The 20,321-nt window shown below is 72.0% G+C and carries 19 protein-coding genes; 3 read left to right on the top strand and 16 right to left on the bottom strand.

Annotated elements, in window-relative coordinates:
• Positions 1-291: 291 nt before the first annotated feature.
• Both VT52_RS05505 and VT52_RS05500 read right to left on the bottom strand, forming a co-directional pair.
• A complete protein-coding gene (locus tag VT52_RS05505) occupies positions 292-2,106 on the bottom strand; it encodes an ABC transporter permease/substrate binding protein (protein WP_046424395.1) in 1,815 nt (604 codons plus the stop codon).
• Positions 2,099-3,184, bottom strand: a complete 1,086-nt coding sequence (locus VT52_RS05500; protein WP_046424393.1) for a quaternary amine ABC transporter ATP-binding protein — start codon at positions 3,182-3,184, stop codon at positions 2,099-2,101. The genes VT52_RS05505 and VT52_RS05500 overlap by 8 nt, the downstream gene beginning before the upstream one ends.
• A 250-nt stretch (positions 3,185-3,434) precedes the next feature.
• On the opposite strand from VT52_RS05500, the gene VT52_RS05495 reads away from it, so the two are divergent.
• Together VT52_RS05495 and VT52_RS05490 are read left to right on the top strand one after the other, a co-directional pair.
• Positions 3,435-4,364, top strand: a complete 930-nt coding sequence (locus VT52_RS05495) for a 5'-3' exonuclease (protein WP_240509647.1) — start codon at positions 3,435-3,437, stop codon at positions 4,362-4,364.
• A gap of 119 nt (positions 4,365-4,483) precedes the next feature.
• On the top strand, positions 4,484-5,332 hold the full coding sequence (locus tag VT52_RS05490) for a siderophore-interacting protein (protein ID WP_206306439.1): 849 nt from the start codon (positions 4,484-4,486) through the stop codon (positions 5,330-5,332).
• 44 nt (positions 5,333-5,376) lie between these two features.
• Here VT52_RS05490 and VT52_RS05485 read toward each other — a convergent pair whose 3' ends face one another.
• Positions 5,377-6,309, bottom strand: coding sequence for a 5'-nucleotidase (locus VT52_RS05485; protein ID WP_046424425.1), 933 nt, complete (start codon positions 6,307-6,309; stop codon positions 5,377-5,379).
• An 11-nt stretch (positions 6,310-6,320) separates the two neighbouring features.
• Positions 6,321-6,947, bottom strand: coding sequence for a GNAT family N-acetyltransferase (locus VT52_RS05480; protein ID WP_046424424.1), 627 nt, complete (start codon positions 6,945-6,947; stop codon positions 6,321-6,323).
• A gap of 116 nt (positions 6,948-7,063) precedes the next feature.
• Here VT52_RS05480 and VT52_RS05475 point away from each other — a divergent pair, with 116 nt between their 5' ends.
• Positions 7,064-8,011 carry an RluA family pseudouridine synthase gene (locus VT52_RS05475; protein WP_046424390.1) on the top strand — a complete coding sequence of 316 codons (948 nt, stop codon included), beginning with the start codon at positions 7,064-7,066 and terminating at the stop codon, positions 8,009-8,011.
• Positions 8,012-8,021: 10 nt separating this feature from the next.
• Here the strand turns inward: VT52_RS05475 and VT52_RS05470 are convergent, their stop codons facing one another.
• From VT52_RS05470 to VT52_RS05415, 12 genes are all read right to left on the bottom strand, one after another.
• A complete protein-coding gene (locus tag VT52_RS05470) occupies positions 8,022-9,521 on the bottom strand; it encodes a cytochrome P450 (RefSeq protein ID WP_046424388.1) in 1,500 nt (499 codons plus the stop codon).
• A 35-nt stretch (positions 9,522-9,556) separates the two neighbouring features.
• Positions 9,557-10,177, bottom strand: coding sequence for a GTP-binding protein (locus VT52_RS05465; RefSeq protein ID WP_046424386.1), 621 nt, complete (start codon positions 10,175-10,177; stop codon positions 9,557-9,559).
• Positions 10,158-10,649, bottom strand: coding sequence for a DUF742 domain-containing protein (locus tag VT52_RS05460; protein ID WP_046424384.1), 492 nt, complete (start codon positions 10,647-10,649; stop codon positions 10,158-10,160). The genes VT52_RS05465 and VT52_RS05460 overlap by 20 nt, the downstream gene beginning before the upstream one ends.
• Positions 10,646-11,050: a roadblock/LC7 domain-containing protein gene (locus tag VT52_RS05455; protein WP_046424381.1), complete on the bottom strand. Its 405-nt coding sequence runs from the start codon at positions 11,048-11,050 to the stop codon at positions 10,646-10,648. Before VT52_RS05455 ends, VT52_RS05460 begins: the two co-directional genes overlap by 4 nt.
• Positions 11,047-12,705, bottom strand: a complete 1,659-nt coding sequence (locus VT52_RS05450; RefSeq protein WP_240509646.1) for an ATP-binding protein — start codon at positions 12,703-12,705, stop codon at positions 11,047-11,049. Before VT52_RS05450 ends, VT52_RS05455 begins: the two co-directional genes overlap by 4 nt.
• A 315-nt stretch (positions 12,706-13,020) precedes the next feature.
• Entirely contained in the window at positions 13,021-15,873 is a 2,853-nt protein-coding gene (locus VT52_RS05445; protein WP_046424379.1) for a DEAD/DEAH box helicase, read from the bottom strand.
• An 86-nt stretch (positions 15,874-15,959) separates the two neighbouring features.
• The gene (tatC, locus tag VT52_RS05440) at positions 15,960-16,901 is read right to left on the bottom strand and encodes a twin-arginine translocase subunit TatC (RefSeq protein ID WP_206306438.1); all 942 of its coding nucleotides are present in this window, start codon (positions 16,899-16,901) and stop codon (positions 15,960-15,962) included.
• A 46-nt stretch (positions 16,902-16,947) separates the two neighbouring features.
• A complete protein-coding gene (tatA, locus tag VT52_RS05435; RefSeq protein ID WP_046424378.1) occupies positions 16,948-17,235 on the bottom strand; it encodes a Sec-independent protein translocase subunit TatA in 288 nt (95 codons plus the stop codon).
• 234 nt (positions 17,236-17,469) lie between these two features.
• Positions 17,470-17,664 (bottom strand): hypothetical protein, encoded by a 195-nt coding sequence (locus VT52_RS05430; protein ID WP_046424376.1) that lies wholly within the window; start codon positions 17,662-17,664, stop codon positions 17,470-17,472.
• 75 nt (positions 17,665-17,739) lie between these two features.
• Entirely contained in the window at positions 17,740-18,033 is a 294-nt protein-coding gene (locus VT52_RS05425) for a hypothetical protein (protein WP_206306437.1), read from the bottom strand.
• A 145-nt stretch (positions 18,034-18,178) separates the two neighbouring features.
• Entirely contained in the window at positions 18,179-19,198 is a 1,020-nt protein-coding gene (locus VT52_RS05420; RefSeq protein WP_046424373.1) for a helix-turn-helix transcriptional regulator, read from the bottom strand.
• Positions 19,199-19,212: 14 nt separating this feature from the next.
• Positions 19,213-20,190, bottom strand: a complete 978-nt coding sequence (locus tag VT52_RS05415) for a helix-turn-helix transcriptional regulator (RefSeq protein WP_046424370.1) — start codon at positions 20,188-20,190, stop codon at positions 19,213-19,215.
• Positions 20,191-20,321: the final 131 nt, after the last annotated feature.

Raw genomic sequence — 20,321 nt, 5'->3', positions numbered from 1 at the left:
CATGTTCGGCAAACGGTTTCATGCGCGTGTCATATCCCCGACTCACCGAATACCCCCTACCCTCACGTTCTCGCCAGGCCCCGGCGGTCCTGACCGGTCCCCCGCGGCTTCCCCCCTGGGGATGAACATGCCCACCAGCCAGAGTCATCACGCTGGGTGATTGGCCGGATTCTTCCCGTAGGGGAACACCACGAGGGGCGGACGGCTCCGTACTCCATCGTCGTACGGTGCCGTCCGCCCCTCGTGGTGGCGGTCCGGGACGGTCAGGTCATCCGGCCGCCCGGTCGGATGTCACCCGGCCGCCTGGCTCTGGGCGTGCTCGCCGGAGACCGGCGCCCACTTGTCGACCAGGCCGGGGTTCTCGCGCAGCCAGGAGCGGACCGCTTCCTGCTCCTTGCCCTTGCCGGCCTGCTGGATCTTCGCCTCCAGGCCGGTGAGCTGCTTCTCGGTCATGGAGAAGTCCTTCAGCCAGCCGGCGACCCGCGGGTTGTCCCCGGCGAATCCCTTGCGGGACAGGGTGTGCACGCCGTCGCCCTTGCCCCAGGCGCCCTTCGGGTCCTTGAGCTTCTTCAGGTCGTAGCTGCTGTAGGCCCAGTGCGGGGACCACAGGGTGACGACGACCGGCTGCTTGCGGGCGTAGGCGCGCTTGAGCTCGGCGAGCATGGCCGGGGTCGAGCCGTCGATCACCCGGTAGCTGCCGTTCAGGCCGTACTCCTTGAGGACCTTCGTCTTGAGCAGGCTCATCTCGCCGGCGCTGGGCTCGATACCGACGATCTTCCCGCCGAACTCGGAGGCGTGCGCCTTGAGGTCCGCCAGGGAGTCGACGCCCTTCACGTAGGAGGGGACGGACAGCTCCAGGGAGGTGGGGCCGAACCACTTGCCGATGTCGTCGAGCTGCTTGCCGTACTTCTTCCAGTACTCGGCGTGCGTGGTGGGCAGCCAGGAGTCGGTCTCGAAGTCGATCTGCCCGGTGGCGAGGCCGGTGTAGAGGGGACCGGCCGCGTACTGGGTGGTGGTGACCTTGAAGCCGCGTTCCTGGAGGATCTCCTTCCACAGGAAGGTGGAGGCGACGCCCTCGTCCCAGGGGATGTAGCCGATCTTGATCTCCTTGCCCTTGCCGACATCGGTGCCGGAGGCCTCGGAGGAGGTGCCGTTGGGGCCGAAGACGCCGATCCCGCCCGCGGCGAGCGCGAGGACGACGATCCCGACGACCGCGACGACCGGGCGCGGCCGGTACGACCACACGCGCTGGGGCGCCCTGGCGGCGGCCCGGCGGCCGGACGTGGACAGCTGGGTGCCCAGCGCGCCGGTGATGCGGTCCAGGTAGATGGCGAGGACCACGATGCCGACGCCGGCCTCGAAGCCGTAGCCGATGTCGAGCTGTCCGATGGCCTCGTTCACGGCGCCGCCGAGGCCGCCGGTGCCGACCATGCCGGCGATGACGACCATGGACAGGCCCAGCATGATCACCTGGTTGACGCCGGCCATGATGGTCGGCAGGGCGAGCGGCAGCTGGACGCGCCACAGGATGTTCCGCGGGGTGGTGCCGAACGCCTCGGCGGCCTCGACCAGTTCCGCGTCGACCTGGCGGATGCCCAGTTCGGTCATGCGGACGCCCGGGGCGAGGGCGAAGATCAGGGTGGCCACGACGCCGGCCGCGGTGCCGAGCCCGAAGAAGAGCATGGCCGGGATCAGCAGGACCATGGAGGGCATCGTCTGGAGCAGGTCCAGGACGGGCCGTACGGCGGCGCTGACCGCCTTGGAGCGGGCCGCCCAGATGCCCAGCGGGATCGAGATCACCAGGGCGATCACGGTGGCCACGAGGACCAGGGCGAGCGTGGACATCGCCTTGTCCCACAGCTGGAGCGAGTCGACCAGGGCGAATCCGGCGAAGGCGAGGACACCGGCGAGCAGGCCGCGCAGCCACCAGGCGAGGACGGCGAGGATGCCGGCCATCAGCAGCGGCGTGGGCGCGCCGAGAACGGCGTCGATGCCGTTGTACATGCCCTCCATGACGGCCCTGATGGCGTCGAAGAGCCAGGAGAGGTGGTCGACGAGCCAGTTCACACCGGAGTCGACCCAGTCGCCGAGGGGCAGCCTAGGCACGGTCGGTCACCTTCTTCCCGTCCTTGCCCGAGCCGTCGCAGGCGGCGGGCTCGCCCTGTTCGTCGCCGAGGAAGCCCACCAGGCGCTGCCGTGGCACCACACCGACGAGGGTGCGGTCGGCGTCGAGGACGGCGACCGGGTGGGAGAGCCGGGCGCTGATCGCGCACAGCTCGGTGAACGGCGTGTCGGGCGTCGCGGTCTCGCAGGCGCAGTCGGCCTCGTCGCCGCGCGGCCGCGTGTCCATGACGGCGCCCGCGGTCAGCACCCGGGAGCGGTCGACGTCCTGGATGAAGGACGCCACGTAGTCGTTCTCGGGACGCAGCAGGATGTCCTCGGCGGTGCCGGTCTGCACGATGCGGCCGTCGCGCATGACGGCGATGCGGTCGCCCAGGCGCATGGCCTCGTTGAGGTCGTGGGTGATGAAGACGATGGTCTTCTTCAGCGTCTTCTGCAGCTCCAGGAGCTGGTCCTGCATGTCGCGGCGGATCAGCGGGTCCAGGGCGCTGAAGGACTCGTCCATGAGCAGCAGGTCGGCGTCGGTGGCCAGGGCGCGGGCGAGGCCGACGCGCTGCTGCATGCCGCCGGACAGCTCGTCGGGCCAGGACTCCTCCCAGCCGGCCAGGCCGCACAGGGCGAGCGCCTCGTCGGCGCGGCGTTCGCGCTCGGCGCGGGGCACGCCCTGCACTTCCAGGCCGTAGGCGGCGTTCTCGCGGACGCTGCGGTGCGGGAACAGCGCGAAGTGCTGGAAGACCATGCTGATCTTCCGGGAGCGCAGTTCGCGCAGACCGCGGTCGCCCAGCGCGGTCAGCTCGTCGCCGTCGAAGCGCACACTGCCCGCGGTCGGCTCCAGCAGGCCGTTGAGCATCCGCAGCAGGGTGGACTTGCCGGATCCCGACAACCCCATCACGACGAAGATCTCACCGGCCTCGACGCGGAAGGAGGCGTCGATCACGGCGGCCGTGGTGCCGTCGGCGCGCAGTTCCTCCCGGTCGGCGCCCTGTCTCAGGCGCTCCACTGCGTCGTCCGGTCGTCTGCCGAACACCTTGAACAGGTGCTCCGCCTCAAGCCTGGCTTGCACGCGAACCTCTTGTCTCGGGAACTGGGAAGCAGGAGGCGAGGGCCCGTCCGGCAGTCAGAAAGCCGGGACCCCAGGGGGTCCCGACAGTTGAAAGGCGCACCAGTTCGCTCCTGACGGCGCGCCTCCCCAGGTCAAACAAAGGCAAACCCATACGTGGCCGGGCTCACCGCGATGCGCATCACGCAACACGTTCCAGGACGAAAGGCGTACGAGGGTGACGCCGAGGTGACTGTCGGTGGCGTACGGCATGATGCGAGACGTGACCGGACGACTGATGCTCCTCGACACCGCCTCGCTGTACTTCCGCGCCTACTTCGGCGTCCCCGACTCCGTGAAGGCGCCGGACGGCACCCCGGTGAACGCCGTGCGCGGACTGCTGGACTTCGTCGACCGCCTGGTCCGGGACCACCGGCCGACCCACCTGGTGGCCTGCATGGACGCCGACTGGCGGCCGAAGTGGCGGGTCGAGCTGATCCCCACGTACAAGGCGCACCGGGTCGCCGAGCAGCACACCGGCGCACCGGACGCGGAGGAGGTACCGGACACCCTCGCCCCGCAGGTGCCCGTCATCGAGTCCGTGCTGGACGCGATCGGCATCGCCCGCGTCGGGGTCGCCGGCTACGAGGCGGACGACGTGATCGGCACCTTCACCGCGCGCGCCACCGGCCCGGTCGACATCGTCACCGGCGACCGCGATCTGTACCAGCTGGTGGACGACGGCCGCGGCGTGCGGGTGCTGTACCCGATCAAGGGCGTGGGCACCCTCCAGGTGACCGACGAGGCGGTGCTGCGCGAGAAGTACGGCGTCGGCGGGCGGGGGTACGCGGACCTGGCGCTGCTGCGCGGCGACCCGAGCGACGGACTGCCGGGCGTGCCCGGGATCGGCGAGAAGACGGCCGCCAAGCTGCTCGCGGAGTTCGGCGACCTGCCCGGGATCATGGCGGCCGTGGACGATCCGCGGGCGAGGCTCACGCCCTCGCAGCGCCGGCGGCTCACCGAGGCGCGACCGTATGTCGCCGTGGCGCCGGAGGTGGTGCGAGTGGCCGGTGACGTACCGCTGCCGGACGTGGACACCGCACTGCCCGGCGCCCCGCGCGATCCCGCGGCCCTGGAGGAGCTGGCGGCCCGGTGGGGCCTGGGCGGCTCGCTCCAGCGGCTGCTGACCACGCTGGGCGCGTAGTTCCGGGCCCTCGGTCGGCAATATTCGAGCAAAGGGCGGCCGTTGGAACACAAAGGAAGATCGGACCGGAAGGAGAGATGTTAGCTTAGGTATACCTAACCAGTCCGCAGGAGGCCGTGATGGCAGAGCGTCCGGAACGAAAGCCGCGCAAGGTCCACACCGCCCGGGTGGTGCGCACCGAGCGGCTGACCCCGCACATGCAACGCGTGGTGCTCGGCGGCGACGGACTCGCCGGCTTCGCGGCGGACAGCTTCACCGACCACTACGTGAAGCTCCTCTTCGGCCCGCCGGACGTGACCTACCCGGAGCCCTTCGACCTGGAGCGGATCCGCGCCGAGTTCCCGCGCGAGCAGTGGCCGGTGACCCGGACCTACACGGTGCGCGGCTGGGACGCCGGGCACCGCGAGCTGACCCTGGACTTCGTGATCCACGGCGACGAGGGCCTGGCCGGCCCCTGGGCCCTGCGGGTGCGGCCCGGCGAGACCCTGCGCTTCATGGGCCCCGGCGGCGCCTACGCCCCCGACCCGGACGCCGACTGGCATCTGCTCGTCGGTGACGAGAGCGCGCTGCCCGCCATCGCCCGCGCCCTGGAGACGCTGCCCGCCGACGCGCCGGTCCACGCCTTCGTGGAGGTCTCCGGTCCCGAGGAGGAGCAGAAGATCGACTCCGCGGCGGAGGTCGTCTGGCTGCACCGCGGGGACCGCCCGGTCGGCGCCGCCCTGCTGGAGGCCGTGCGCGACCTGGAGTTCCCCGAGGGCCGGCCGCACGCCTTCGTGCACGGCGAGGCGGGCTTCGTGAAGGAACTGCGCCGGATGCTGCGGGTCGACCTGCGCATCCCGCGCGAGGACCTCTCGATCTCCGGTTACTGGCGCCTCGGTCACGACGAGGACGGCTGGCAGGCCTCCAAGCGCGAGTGGAACGCCCGCATCGAGGCGGAGCAGGAGAGCGGCGGCGCGCGGGCCGCCTGAGCCCCGCGGCGCGCCCCCGCCATCCGGCTCCCGGCTCCCGGCCCTCAGCGTGCGTTGATCTCGCCGAACGGCACATGCACGCTCGGGGTCGTCCGCGCCGTGCTCTCCAGATGCGTCACCTGGTCGTCGAAGAAGATGTGCGGGTCCAGCACCCTCATCACGGCGCCCTTGTCTATGCCGCCGAGGAAGAACGCGTCGTCGACCCGCACGCCCCACTGCTTGAGGCTGTTCACGGCCCGCTCGTGCGCCGGGGCGTTGCGCGCGGTCACGATGGAGACATGGACCCGCACCTCGTAGTCCGGGTCCGTCCTACGCCGTTCCTCCTCCCGGTTCTGGATCCGGTTCACCCCGGCGAGGAAGTCCCGCAGCGGCCCCGCGTCGTGCGGAGTCGCCGCGTTGCGCATCTCGTACGCCCGGAACTCCTCCAGCCCCTCGGACTGGTAGACCTGTTCGGCCGCGTCGGTGGCGAGCACTCCGTCGAAGTCGAACGCGATCCGCAGCTCCCGGTCCGCCGCGTCGTCCGGGTACGCCGCCCCCAGCACATGCCCCGCGGGCAGCCCCGCCGCGACGGCCTCCCGCACGTCGTCGCCGTTCGCCGACAGGAACAGCGACATGTTCAGCGCCGGCATGAACTTGTACGGAGACCGGCCCTGCCTGAACACGGCCCGGCTGATGGCCAGTCCATGGGTCTGTATCGAACGCATCACCCGCAGCCCGGTGTCGGGGTCGTTGCGGGACAGGATGATGACCTCGACCAGCGGATCGCCCGGCTCCCCGAGGTCGTTGAGCGACAGGAGCCTGCGGATGAACGCGAACGCCACCCCCGGACGCAGCGTGTCGTCCCGGTGCTCCTCCTGGTAGGCCCGGTAGGCCTCCTCACCCTGCTCCCTGAACACCGCGTCGGAATCGCGCAGATCGAACAGGGCACTGGAGGCGACACCGACGACGAGCCGGTTCGCGAGGTCATAGGCAGGCATGCGCCCCATCTTCACACCGGCCGCGCCTGCGGCGCCCCGGGCCCGCCCCCTCGGGTTCGGTCCCCGCGCACCCGGGCGTGCAGATGCATGTCGTGCCAGCCGTCGGGGTGCAGATACGCCTTGCGCCGGGTGCCCTCGGGGGCGAAGCCCGCCTTGGCGGCGACCCGGCAGGACGCCTCGTTGGCGGTGGAGTGCATCAACTCCAGCCGGTGGAAGCCGATCTCCTCGAACGCCCAGTGCGTCAGCGCGGCGGCCGAACGGGTCGCGACATCACGGCCGCGGGCCCGCGCCACGGTCCAGTAGGCGAGTTCGGCCATGCCGTCCGCCAGCTCGATCTGCCGGAGCGCGACCCTGCCCACCAGATGCCCGCCGGCCTCCTCCACGACCGCCCACTGCGGCTCCCGCTCCCCGGCCCACGCCTGCCGCCACCGCGTGATCCACCCGGCCGCCTCCGCCTCGGACTCGCAGGACCTGCCGTGGAAGCGGTGCATCAGCGGATCCTGGAACGCCGCGTACACGGCGGGCGCGTCCCCCTCCTGCCAGGGGCGCAACACCAGGCCGTCACCGGTGGGGATGACGGGCTGCTCGGTACGCGCGAGGACGCCGGCGGTCAGCACCGGACTGGTGAGAATGGGCATGATCCACATACTGCCGCCCCAGGGCCCCGTCCCCCACCCGTTTCATGGCGTCCGCCCCGCGCACCCCTGATCGTCACCCCACCCGCCCCGGCCCCGCCCCTCGTACCCTTGACCGGGTGAGACGCCGTACGCCGCCCCCGCCCGCCCCGCTCCCCCAGCGTGACGGGGTCGACCCCGTACGGGTGCGGCTGCCCGCGGGCGGCGAGTGGGCCACCGTGGGCGAGCACCTGGTGGCGCGGCTCAGCGGTGCCGGGCCCGGGGTGATCGAGGCGATGTTCGCGGCCGGACGGATCGTGGGCGCGGACGGACGGGCGGTGCCGGCCGACGCGCCGTACCGGCCGGGGATGTTCGTGTGGTTCCACCGGGAGCTGCCCCCCGAGGTGCCCGTGCCGTTCCCCCTTCCGGTGGTGTACCGGGACGAGCACATCGTCGTCGCCGACAAGCCGCACTTCCTCGCCACCACCCCGCGCGGCAGCCATGTCACCCAGACCGCGCTCGCCCGGCTCCGCCACGACCTGGGCATCCCCACCCTCTCGGCCGCCCACCGGCTGGACCGGCTCACCGCCGGACTGGTGCTGTTCACGGTGCGGCCCGAGGAACGCGGCGCGTACCAGACGCTGTTCGGCGAACGCCGGGTGAGCAAGGAGTACGAGGCCGTCGCGCCCTACGACGCCGCGCTCGCCCTGCCCCGGACCGTGCGCAGCCGGATCCTGAAGGAGCGCGGGGTGCAGGCCGCCCGGGAGGTCGAGGGCGAGCCCAACGCCGAGACCCGGGTGGAGCTGGCGGAGCGGCAGGGCGGACTCGGCCGCTACCGGCTGCTCCCGCGCACCGGGCAGACCCACCAGCTGCGGGTGCATCTGAACTCGCTGGGCGTGCCCATCCTCGGAGACCCGCTCTATCCGGAGGTGCTCCCCCCGGTGCCGGCCGGTGACTTCCGCCGCCCCCTGCAACTACTGGCACGCGGGCTTGAGTTCACCGATCCGGTCACCGGTGCCGAGCACTCCTTCACCAGCGGGCGCACCCTCCTCGCCTGGTCCTGCCACCCGCGGTGGGCGGCGGACTGACCGGGCCCCGTCACTCGCCGCGCCACCAGCGCAGCAGCCGCTGCCAGGGCCCGCGCGCCGGGGCGCCGGCCGGGACCGGCGGCAGCGGCGCGGGCCGGGGCGGCGGTACGGCCGCGGGGAGCGCCGCGCCCTGCGGCTCCCGGCGCCGGGCGGGCGGCCGCAGGTCGGCGGGCAGGCCGGGGGCCGCGTAGGCGCGCGGCGGCAGATCGGTGTCCTGCTGCGGCTTGGGTTCGAACCGCACCGGCAGCGCCACCAGGTGCCGGGAGGCGATGGCGGAGCGCCAGCGCAGATCGTCCTCGGCGCACGCCAGTTGGACGTCCGGCAGCCGGGTCAGCAGGGCGTCGACGCCGACGTCGGCGATGGCGCGTCCGATGTCCTGCCCCGGGCACTCGTGCGGTCCGCCGCCGAAGGCGAGGTGGGAGCGGTTGCCCTGCATGTTCGCGGCCAGGTCGGGCCGTACCCTCGGGTCGAGGTTGCCCGGCGCGGGCGCGAACAGCAGCCCGTCGCCCTTGGCGATGCGCTGCCCGCCCAGCTCGGTGTCCTGCTTGGCGTAGTAGCCGAGGACGGTGCTGAAGGGCGGCTCGTCCCACAGGGACTGCTCGATCGCCTCCGGCACGGTCATCTGCCCGCCGTTGAGCCGGGCGCGGAACCCGGGTTCGGTCAGGACCATGCGCAGCGCGTTGGCGAGCAGGTTGGCGGTGGCCTCGTAGGCGGCGAACAGGACGAGCCGCAGGTGTTCGCGGACCTCGTCGTCGCTGAGCCGGGCCTCGTGCATGACGAGGTGGCTGGTGAAGTCGTCCTCGGGCCGGGCGCGGCGGCGCAGGGTGAGCCGGTTCAGCGCGTCCATGACGTAGGCGTGGCTCTGGATGGCGGTCTCGGTGCCCTTGAGGGCGTCCCTGGCGGCCTGCACCATCCGGTCGTCGTACTCCTCGGGCATGCCGAGGATCTCGCACAGCACCGCCATCGGCAGATGCTCGGCGAACTGGGCGACGAGGTCGGCGCGGCCGCGCTCGCAGAAGCCGTTGACCAGGTGCTGGGTGTGGCCGCCGATGTGCCGGCGGACGCTGCGGTGGTCGATGGTGGCCATGGCGGAGGTGACCGCGTTGCGCAGCCTCAGGTGTTCGTCGCCCTCGGCGTGGGAGCAGATGGGCTGCCAGGCGATGTGCGGCATCAGCGGGTGGTCCGGCTTGACCCGGCCGTCCAGGAGCGGGGCCCAGATCCGGCTGTCGCGGGTGTACTGCGAGGGGCTGCGCACCACCTGGAGGTTCTCGGCATGCCCGAGCACCACCCACATCGGTACGTCGTCGTGCAGCAGTACGGGGGCGACCGGGCCGTACCGCTCGCGCAGCCGCTCGTAGAGGTCGTCCAGGTCCTCCGCGCCCGCGCCGTAGAGCCGGTGCGGTCCCCCGGGGCCGAGGCCGTGCGCGGGGCAGCCGGGCGGCGGCCCGAACAGGGGGTCGTTCGTGCCGGTGGCCGGGGTGCCGGTCGGAGGCCGGTGTTCAGGCGTCACAGTGATCGCTCCGGAACGGAAGGGATGCGGGTGGGTCAGGTGAGGGCGCCGGAGAGGGCGAGCGAGTGCAGGAACCGCATCAGGGTGAGCAGTACGTCCTTGCTGGAGGCGCGGCGGCGCACATCGCATTCGATGATCGGGATCTCGGGGGTCAGGTCGAGCGCGGCGCGCAGTTCCTCGACGGGATAGCGGGGCGCGTCCGGGAAGGAGTTGACGGCGACCACGAAGGGCACGCCGCGTTCCTCCAGGCGGCCCATGACGTCGAAGCTGACCTCCAGGCGCCGGGTGTCGACGAGTACGACCGCGCCGAGCGCGCCCTCGAACAGGCCGTTCCACAGGAACCAGAAGCGCTCCTGGCCGGGGGTCCCGAACAGGTAGAGCACCAGTTTGTCGGTGATGCTGATCCGGCCGAAGTCCATGGCGACGGTGGTGGCGGTCTTGGACTCGGAGCCGTAGTCGTCGTCGATCCCGATGCCGGCCTGGGTCATGGTCTCCTCGGTGGTCAGCGGTTTGATCTCGCTGACGGAGCCGACCATGGTGGTCTTGCCGACGCCGAAGCCGCCCACGATCACGATCTTCACCGCTGCCTGGGCCGTGTGCGGCAGCTGGTCCTCGGTGCGCGGTCCGGGGATCGTGTCAGAGCTTTTGAAGTCCATGCATCACCGCTTCGAGGAGGGAACGATCGGGGGCCGTGCGGCGGGTGACCGGGGCGCGCGCCTGCACCAGTTCGGCCGTGATCATCTCCGTGATCAGTACGGTCATCGCGCTGAACGGCAGGGTGAGGTAGGCCGACAGCTCGGCCAGGGACAGCGGGGCGGTGCACAGGCCGAGCACCGCCGTGTGCTCCGGCGAGGCGCCGGGCGGCGGGGTCCGGCAGGCCACGATCAGGGTCACGAGGTCGAGTTCGGCGCGGCCGCCGTCGGCGGTCCCGGTGACGGCGTAGAGCCGCTCGGGGTTGCGGGGCGGGGGCTGTCCGTCCGGGGTGCCGTGCGCCTGCGGTCCGTCCGGTGCGCCCCGCGAAGAGCGGCCGTCGGCGGCATCGGCGTGCGGGAACGGCCGTAACTCCGGCGGGGACGGGGGCGGGGTCGGCGGGGTCGGCCCGCGCCGTTGTCGTCGTGGAGGGGTCATACGGTCTGCCCGTCCCGCCGGGGCGGACTGGTGAGATGGGCGCCGATCCGCACGACGAGGTCGCGCATCATGCCGCTCATCCGGCCCGGTTCGCAGGTGACGTCGGCGAGCACGGCGAGGTAGGCGTTGGCGCCCGCGTTCATCAGATAGAAGTAGCCGCCCTCGATCTCCACGACGACGACCTTCATCTCGCCGGCGCCCGGGATCTCCTGGATGATGGCGCCGGCCAGGCTCTGCAGGCCCGCGCAGGCCGCGGCGACCCGGTCGGCGGCGTCGGGATCCCCGCCGTAGCGGGCGATGCGCAGGCCGTCGGAGGAGAGCACCACGATCATCTCGATGCCCGGCACCCCGTCGTTGAGCTGCTTGAGCATCCAGTCGAAGTTGCCTCGCTGCTGGATCACTGGACGGTCCCCTCGTCGTCGGCCTCGGTGGGGGCGGCCGAGTCATCGATCAGGTGCAGGTACTTGGTGGGGTTGAGCGTGAAGTCGGTCAGCTCGGGGGCGGTGGCGTCCTCGGGCATGCCCTTGCGCAGCCCGTCGAAGAAGTCGTCGATCCACATGCCCGGCGGGCGTTCCATGAGCTTCTTGCGCTCGGGGTCCGGCTCCGGCGCGGGCTCGGGTTCCTGGCGGGTCTGGGACCAGACGGTGGGGCGGCCCTCGGCTTCGGCCCGCTCGATGGCGGCCTCCTCGGCCCAGCGCCGGCTCAGCGGGACCTTCACCCTGCTGCGGCGCTGCGGCAGCCCGCCCGCCGTCCACTCGGTGACCTCGGGGACGTCGTCCTCCATGGAGATCCCGGCGGGAATCTTGGGGCTGGTGGGGCGGCGCTTCTTGGGCCGGCGCCGGGGGCCCTCGACGGCGCCGAGTTCGGGCATCGGGATGCCGGTCGCGCCGATGCCGTGGGCGACGCCGACGCCGGGCTCGGTGGTGGTCATCACGCGCGGCACGATGAGGATCGCGCGCAGCCCGCCGTAGGCGGAGGTGCGCAGCGAGACCTCCATGTCGAACTGCTTGCACAGCCGCCCGACGACGGCGAGGCCGAGGCGCGGGTTGTCGCCGAGGTTGTGCGCGTCGTCGCCGTTCTTGGCGTCCTCGATCATCTTCTCGATGCGGACGCGGGACTCCTCGTTGAGGCTGACCCCGGCGTCCTCGATCTCGATGACGATGCCGGTCTGCACCTCCACGGCGGTGACGTGCACCTTGGTGGTGGGCGGCGAGTAGCGGGTGGCGTTGTCGAAGAGTTCGGCTGCGGCGTGGATGACCGGCTCGACCGCGGTGCCCTTGATGTTGATGTTGCAGATCGACGCCAGGTGGATGCGGTGGTAGTCCAGGATCCGGGACATGGCGCCGCGCAGGGTGCTGTAGAGGGACACCGGCAGGGGCCACTGGCGGCCGGGGCGGCCGCCGCCGAGGACGCCGATGGTGTCGGCGAGCCGGCCGATCAGCGAGCTGCCGTGGTCCAGGCGCAGCAGGTCGTCGAAGACCTCCGGGTTGCGGCCGTGGTCCTCCTCCATCTCCCTCAGTTCCACGGCCTGTTGGTGCACGATGGCCTGGACGCGGCGGGCGATGCTGACGAAGGAGCGTTCGGTGGCGATCCGCATGGTGATCTCGTGGTCGGCGCCGCGCAGCGCGACCCGGGTCATCTCGCGGTAGACGTCGGGCAGGACGCGCAGGTCGGGGTCGGCGTCGTAGACGTTCGCGAGGACGTCGCGGAGCATCTCGCCGCGCGAGAGCCGGGCGAAGCCCCACGGCAGGATGTCGTCGGCGAAGCGGCGGACCAGCGCCTGGTGGTCGGCGAGCCGCTCCTCCAGACGGGCGGTGTCGCGGGCGTGCGCGGCCTGCTCCTCGCGGAGCAGGCGGCCGCGCCGGGCGGCCTCGGCTCCGGTGGCCAGGACGAGGAGCACGGCGAGGGCCCCGCACAGGCCGACGGCGACCCGCGCCGGTTCCGGCACCAGGGCGACGGCGGCCGCGCTCGCCAGGGCCATCACCACGGCGGGCGGCAGCATGACGCGGGCGTAGGGACGTTCCCGGCGACCGGGCGGCTTCGGAACACTCACCATGGATGCCTTCTGGGACGGATCGGCTGGGTGTCGGGAGAGTTTTCGGGGGGAAGATTCATGGCACAGACCGGATCTTCGGCATGTTTGGGAACAGGCGCGCGAATTACCTCAACTTGGTGCGCCGCGGGCGAGCTTAGTCCGACCGGATCATCGCCGTGTCATATTCAGCGACCGCCTGAAATCCCCCCGGCACCAGGAGTACCCTCGACTCCATTTGCACGCTGAGCGCTCATTCGAACACTTTCGGTCATGACCCACGGGCATACGAAAACCGGCTCACCCCGCTGGGTGAGCCGGTCATCGCCGAGGTGCCGGTCAGCCCACCGACGAGTAGGCCACCACGCCCCGCAGCACCTGGTCGACGGCCTTGCGCGCGGCCTTGGCCACGGTCGAGCCCTCGCGGGGCGCCGCCGCGGAGATCTGCCCCAGCACGTCGATCACCTGCTTGCACCAGCGCACGAAGTCGCCCGCGGTCATCTCCGCCTCGCGCAGCACCTCGTCCAGGCCCTTGCCCGACGCCCACATGTAGGCGGCCCAGGCGAAACCGAGGTCGGGCTCGCGCTGGCCCACACCCTCGGTCTGGCTGATCCGGAAGTCCTCCTCCAGACCGTCGAGCCGGCCCCAGATCCGCACCATCTCCCCCAGCGCGGCCTTCGCCTTGCCGGAGGGCACCTTGGGCGCCATCGCGTCGTCGCTGAGCCGCGCCTCGTACACCAGCGCCGAGACGCACGCGGCGAGTTCGGCGGGCGCGAGGCCCTCCCAGACGCCCTCGCGCAGGCATTCGCTGGCCAGCAGGTCCAGCTCGCCGTAGAGCCGGGCGAGCCGCCGGCCGTGCTCGGTGACCTCGTCGCCCCGCAGGTAGTCCAGTTCGGTCAGCAGGGCGACGATCCGGTCGAAGGTCCGCGCGATGGTGTTCGTACGGCCCTCGATCCGGCGCTCCAGCTGCGAGGTGTCGCGCAGCAGCCGGTGGTAGCGCTCGGCCCAGCGGGCGTGGTCCTCGCGGTCGTCGCAGCCATGGCAGGGGTGCGCGCGCAGGGCGGTCCGCAGCCGGGCGATCTCCCGGTCGTCGGCGGCCTGTGAGCGCTTCTTGCGGGCCCGCTCCGGCGGGATGTGCCCGGCCTTGGAGCGCAGCGCGGACGCCAGGTCCCGGCGCGACTGCGGAGAGCGCGGGTTGAACGTCTTCGGGATGCGCATCCGGTCCAGCGGCTCCACCGGCACCGGGAAGTCCATCGACGCCAGCCGCTTGACCTGCCGCTCGGCGGTCAGCACCAGCGGACGCGGCCCGTCCTGGTGATCGAAGCCGCGATGCCCGTTGGAACGGCCGGCCGGCAGCCCCGGGTCGAGCACCAGGGCGAGCCCCGCGTACTTGCCCGTGGGCACATGGATGACGTCGCCCGGCCGGAGCTTCTCCAGCGCCGTGGCGGCCTCGGCCCGCCGCTGGTGGGCGCCCTGCCGGGCCAGCTCCGTCTCCCGGTCCTTCAGCTCGCGCCGCAGCCGCGCGTACTCCTCGAAGTCGCCGAGGTGGCAGGTCATGGAGGCCTGGTAGCCGGCGAGCCCCTCCTCGTTGCGCTGCACCTGCCGGGAGATCCCGACCACCGAGCGGTCCGCCTGGAACTGCGCGAACGACGTCTCCAGGAGCTCGCGCGAGCGGTGCCGCCCGAACTGCTCGACCAGATTGACCGCCATGTTGTACGACGGCCGGAAGCTGGAGCGCAGCGGATACGTACGGGTGCCCGCGAGACCGGCCAGGTGCTCGGGGCTCATGCCGCGCTGCCAGAGCACCACCGCGTGCCCCTCGACATCGATGCCCCGCCGGCCCGCACGACCCGTCAGCTGGGTGTACTCGCCCGGCGTGATGTCGGCGTGCTGCTCGCCGTTCCACTTGACGAGCTTCTCCAGCACCACGGAGCGGGCGGGCATGTTGATGCCGAGCGCGAGGGTCTCGGTCGCGAACACGGCCTTGACCAGGCCGCGCACGAACAGCTCCTCCACGACCTCCTTGAAGGTCGGCAGCATGCCCGCGTGGTGGGCGGCGATGCCCCGCTCCAGGCCCTCCAGCCACTCGTAGTACCCGAGGACGTGCAGATCCTCCGAGGCGATGTGGGCGGTGCGCTCCTCCACCAGGGCCCGGACCCGCTCCCGCGCCTCCTCGTCGTTCAGCCTCAGCCCCGCGTACAGGCACTGCTGTACGGCGGACTCGCAGCCGGCGCGGCTGAAGATGAAGGTGATGGCCGGCAGCAGACCCTCGGCGTCCAGGCGCTCGATGACCTCGGGCCGGCCCGGCGTCCACACCCGCGAACGCTGCCGGCGCTCCCGCTCCCGGTCTGCCTCCCGCATCGACCGCCCCCGGCGCCGGTCCTGGTAGGACGGCCGGGTCGCCTCCATGCGCGCGAGGCGCGCCAGGTCGGGGTTGACGGCCTTCTTGTGGCCCTCGCCCTCCTCGAACAGGTCGTACATCCGCCGCCCGGCCAGCACGTGCTGGAACAGCGGCACCGGACGGTGCTCGGAGACGATCACCTCGGTGTCGCCGCGGACGGTGTCCAGCCAGTCGCCGAACTCCTCCGCGTTCGACACGGTCGCCGACAGCGAGACCAGGGTCACGGAGGCGGGCAGATGGATGATCACCTCCTCCCAGACGGCGCCGCGAAAGCGGTCGGAGAGGTAGTGCACCTCGTCCATGACCACATGGCCGAGGCCCAGCAGGGTCTGGGAGCCCGCGTACAGCATGTTCCTGAGCACCTCGGTGGTCATCACGACCACCGGCGCCTCGGAGTTCACGCTGTTGTCGCCGGTGAGCAGGCCGACCTTGTCCGCGCCGTAGCGGCGGCACAGGTCGGCGTACTTCTGGTTCGACAGCGCCTTGATGGGTGTCGTGTAGAAGCACTTCTTGCCCTGGAGCAGGGCGAGGTGGACGGCGAACTCGCCCACGATCGTCTTGCCCGAGCCGGTGGGGGCGGCGACCAGCACGCCCTTCCCGGCTTCGAGTGCCTGGCAGGCCTCGATCTGGAAGGGGTCGAGGCCGAAGTCGTACATCTCGCGGAAGGACGCGAGTGCGGTGGCCTGCTCGACTGCCCGTTTACGGGCCGCCGCGTACCGCTCGGCCGGTGAGAGGTCCTCTGTCATCGTGCTTTCGAGCGTACCGGGCCCCACCGACAACAGGACGATCATTATCCCGAACGTGCGCTGAGCACAGAAATGCCCCCGGCCCGGGAGAACCCCGGGCCGGGGGCGGCACGCCTCGTCCGTCGTGCGGGTCAGGTCACGTCGTCGTAGCCGTTGACGTGGTCCTTGCCCGGCAGCTCGGGGGCGGAACTCGCTCGCACGGGCTCCACCTCGCCGACCGCCTCGGGCGTGAGGTCCAGCTCCGAGGCCTCGTCGTCCGACAGTCCGTCGTCCGCGCGGCGGGCCCGGCGCCGGTCGTTGAGCAGCGAGAAGGCGACCGCGATGAAGAACAGCGCCCAGATCGGAGCCGCCAGCGCCAGCATCGACATCGGGTCCGCACCCGGCGTGGCCACCGCCGCGAAGGCGGCGATACCGACGACCATGGCACGCCACCAGCCGAGCATGCGCTTCCCGGACAGGATGCCCGTCAGGTTGAGCATGACCAGCAGCAGCGGCATCTCGAAGGCGAGGCCGAAGACCACCACCATGCGCGTGACCAGGTCGAGCAGCTTGTCCAGCGACAGCAGGTTCTCCACCCCGGGCGGGGTGAGGTCGATCATCACCTTCGCCGTGATGGGCAGCACGTGGTACGCGAGGAAGCCGCCGCCGAGGAACAGCGGCACGCCGAAGCCGACGAACGCGTACGCGTACTTCTTCTCGTTGCGGTGCAGGCCGGGTGCGACGAACGCCCACAGCTGGTAGAGCCAGACCGGGGAGGCCAGCACTATACCCGCGGTCAGCGACGCCTTCAGCGCCAGCGTGAACGGGCCCAGCAGGTCACCGATCGTGATGTGCGCGCAGTGGGTGCCCTTGGCGGCCTTCGACAGTTCGCCGAAGGACTGGTTGCAACCCACCGAGTGCAGCAGCGGCGCGGTGATGAAGTCGATGATGTCCTTGTAGAAGAAGGCGGAGACGATCGTGACGACGACGATCGCCAGGACACCCTTGGTGAGCCGGTTGCGCAGCTCACGCAAGTGATCCCCGAGCGGCATGCGTCCCTCGGGGTCCCTCTCCGTGCGGGCGGACTTGGGCAACCCACATCCTCATCTCGTGCAGCGGACCGGGGCCCCGGTCCTCGCGTCAGCGCTGGGTGGAGTCGGTCGGCTCGTTGACCGGGCGGGAGCTGGTCACATCGCCGGGCGCGGCCTGGATCGTGCGCTGCGCGGGAGCCGGCTCCTCGGCGGACGGGGCGGAGGTGGTGTTCTGCTTGCCGCCGTCGTCCTTCATCGCCTTGGCCTCGCTCTTCAGGATGCGAGCGGACTTGCCGAGGGAACGAGCCATGTCCGGAAGCTTCTTGGAACCGAACACGAGGACGATGACCAGCACCAGAAGCACCAGGTGCCACGGCTCAAGTGCGTTGCGGAACATAAAGTCTTCACCTTCTCACTGAGGCGGGGCGACGGCTTGTCCGACCGATCGGACAGGTGTCCGACCATCGTGCCGGCAGCGATCGTATCGCCCGGGGGTGAACGTGGGACACACCCCGCGCGTACTCCAGCTCTGCGGACCGCGCCTCGATCTCCGGGCCGCGACCAGCAGCGTACCTGGCCGAAGCGGCAAGGTGACAGGTCGAAGTGACCCAAAGCGCATCACAAGACGACATCACAGGGCGTCCACCGCCCGAGCCGCGCTCACCGCCGAGCGCTCCAGGTCCTCGGCGGCCCGGTTGATGCGCTGCGCGGAGTCCGCGACCTGCCGCCCGAGGCGCCGCGCCTCCACGAACACCCGGACGGCGAGGACGCCCAGGACGGCGAGGCCCAGGAACCCCATGGCTACCGCGAACATCGGCCAGAACATGACGCCGAGCCTAGACCGTCCGCCGCCCCGCCCCGCACCCGGCCGCACCGCGGGCCCCGCCGGGGCGGCCGGTTCCTACACCGTCGAGTGGAGCCGAAGGGTCCGCACCCCGCCGTCCGTGAGCAGCTCCACGATGCGCTCCCCGGCGGGCTTGCGCACCGAGGCACCGCAGTCGGGGCAGGTGAAGGAGTAGAACGTGGTGCGGTCGCTGGCGCCGATGGCCAGGCGCAGCGCGCTCGCGGACAGCTCGAAGCGGCCCCGGCACTCCGGGCAGCCGGCCCTGAACACCACGGGGGCCACGCCCCGCATCCCCGCGAACGCGGTCGCCACCGTCATCCCCCTCGCCTCGGACACCGCGGATTCGTTCACAGCCGTCACTCCCCTTTTGCCGGTCGGACCACCGGCCGACCCATCAGCCGGCCGGCGGGCCGGTCCGCCGCCCGCCCGCCTTCCCGCCAAGGTCGCGCGCGGCGGGCACGCCCTAAGCAGCCGGCGGGCCCCGCCGCCCGGCGGCTCATCCGCGTGCCCCGGCGGCTTCCGGCGCCGGGCCGGGCGGGACGTCGTACGCCGCCAGCGCCTCACCGGCCGCGCGACGGGCGCTGTCGGCCAGCTCGGGCGGGGAGACGATCCGGCCGTCCCGGCCCAGGCGCAGCGCCAGCCGGCGCAGGGAGGCCGGGTCGGGGGTGCGCAGGGTGATGCGCAGCCCGCCGTCGGACAGCTCCTCGGCGCTGTCGTGCGGGTAGTACTCGGCGACCCAGCGGCCGCCGGGCCCGACCTCGACGACCACCTCGGGGTCCTCCGCGGCGGGCTGCACCAGCGCCTCGGACAGGTCGCGCAGCTCCACCTCGGGCGGCGCGGACGGCTCGTCCAGGATGCGGATCTCGGCGACCCGGTCGAGCCGGAAGGTGCGCCGGGCCTCGGAGCGGCGGCACCACGCCTCGACATAGGTGTGGCCGACGCTGACCAGGCGGATCGGGTCGATCTCGCGTTCGGTGACCTCGTCTCGGGCCGGGGAGTAGTAGCGGATCCAGAGCCGGCGGCGCTCGGAGATGGCGCGGTCCACGTCCGCGAAGACGCCGCCCTCCGACTCGAAGGTCACCGACAGCCGGGAGCTGGCGCCGGCGGCCTCGCCCGCCGCGGCCTCCACCTTCGCGGTGGCCCGCAGCAGCGCCTGCCGGTCGCCCTCCCGCAGACCCGGCAGGGTGGCCACGGCACGGGCGGCCACCAGCAGGGCGGTGGCCTCGTCGGCGGCCAGCCGCAGCGGCTCGGCGGCCTCCTCGCCGAGCGCGGCCGGGTTGTGCCACCAGATGCGCTCGCCGTCGGTGTCGATGTCCAGCAGATCACCGCCGCGGAAACTGGTCCCGCACATCGGCAGCAGATCGAGGTCGGCGACCAGCTCGTCCTCGGTGATGCCGAAGGCGCGGGCCACGTCCGCGATCCGGGCGCCGGGGCGCTCGCGCAGATACGTCACCAGCGAGAGCATCCGCCGGGTCTGGTCGATGGCGTTGACGGCCCTGGCCGGTTTGCCTGCCACAGTCCCGCTCCCCCTCAGCCCTTGGCCACGGCGCGCAGCCGGTCCACCACGTCGGCCCGCAGCTCGGCCGGCTCGACGACCACCACATCGGGCCCGAACTCCACCAGCCAGGCGTCCAGACCGTGGCCGTACGGAATCTCCAACTCGTCCCAGCCGTCCCCGAGTTCCCGGACCTTCGCGGCCTTCGCCCGCAGCGGGTACCCGGAGCCGGACCGCAGCCGGATCAGCGCCGAGCGGTCGGCCGTCTCACCCGCCCAGCCCGCGACGGTCTCGCGCACGGTCACCACGTCGGGCACGGGCGCGGTGAAGCCCGTACCGCGCGAGCGGACCTTGCCGGTGATCCGGGACAGCCGGAAGACCCGCTCGGCGCCCCGCCCCCGGTCGAAGCCGGCCAGGTACCAGTGGCCGCGCCAGCACTCCAGCGCCCACGGCTCGACGTGCCGGGGCTCCGGGTGGGCGGCGGACGCCTTGCGGTAGTCGAACAGGACCGGGCGGCGGTCGCGGCAGGCCAGCATCAGCGGCTCGAAGGCGGCCTCGTGCACCGGGATGCGCGGCTCCAGCGCGGCATGCCCCTCGTAGGGGTCGACGTCCTCGGGCAGCCCGGCGGCGCGCAGCTTCTGCAGGGCCCCGCTGGCGGCACCGGCGAGCCGGGCCTGCTGCCAGACCTTGGCCGCGAGGCCCAGCGCGGCGGCCTCCTCGGCGTCCAGGGTGATCGGCGGCAGCCGGTTGCTGTCGCGGCGGGCGAGATAGCCGATCTCGCCGTCGAGGTTCTCGACGGTCTCGATGACCAGACCCAGCTCGCGCAGATCGTCCTTGTCGCGTTCGAACATCCGGTTGAAGGAGTCGTCGCTGCCGGTCCCGCCCCGCTCGGGCCGCACTGATTCGACGTACGCCTCGACGGAGTCGCGCAGCTCGCGCTTGCTGAGCGGCCGCCGCGCGCCGAGCAGGCACAGCGCGAGGTTCATCAGCCGCTCGGCCTTGGCAATGGCCATCGACGCCCTTCGCCTTCTGTTTGTGCTTCCGACCGTCGACCGTACCGCTCCCGGGCGCGGGGACAAAAGCCGAGGGCCCATGCCCGGACAGGCATGGGCCCCGGACGGTCGGATCCGGTCGGAAACGGCCG

Origin of the sequence: Streptomyces malaysiense (assembly GCF_000980885.2) — a bacterium.
Lineage (GTDB): Bacteria > Actinomycetota > Actinomycetes > Streptomycetales > Streptomycetaceae > Streptomyces > Streptomyces malaysiense.
Note: the sequence above shows the minus strand (reverse complement) of the source record. Positions and strands in the feature narration are given on the sequence as shown.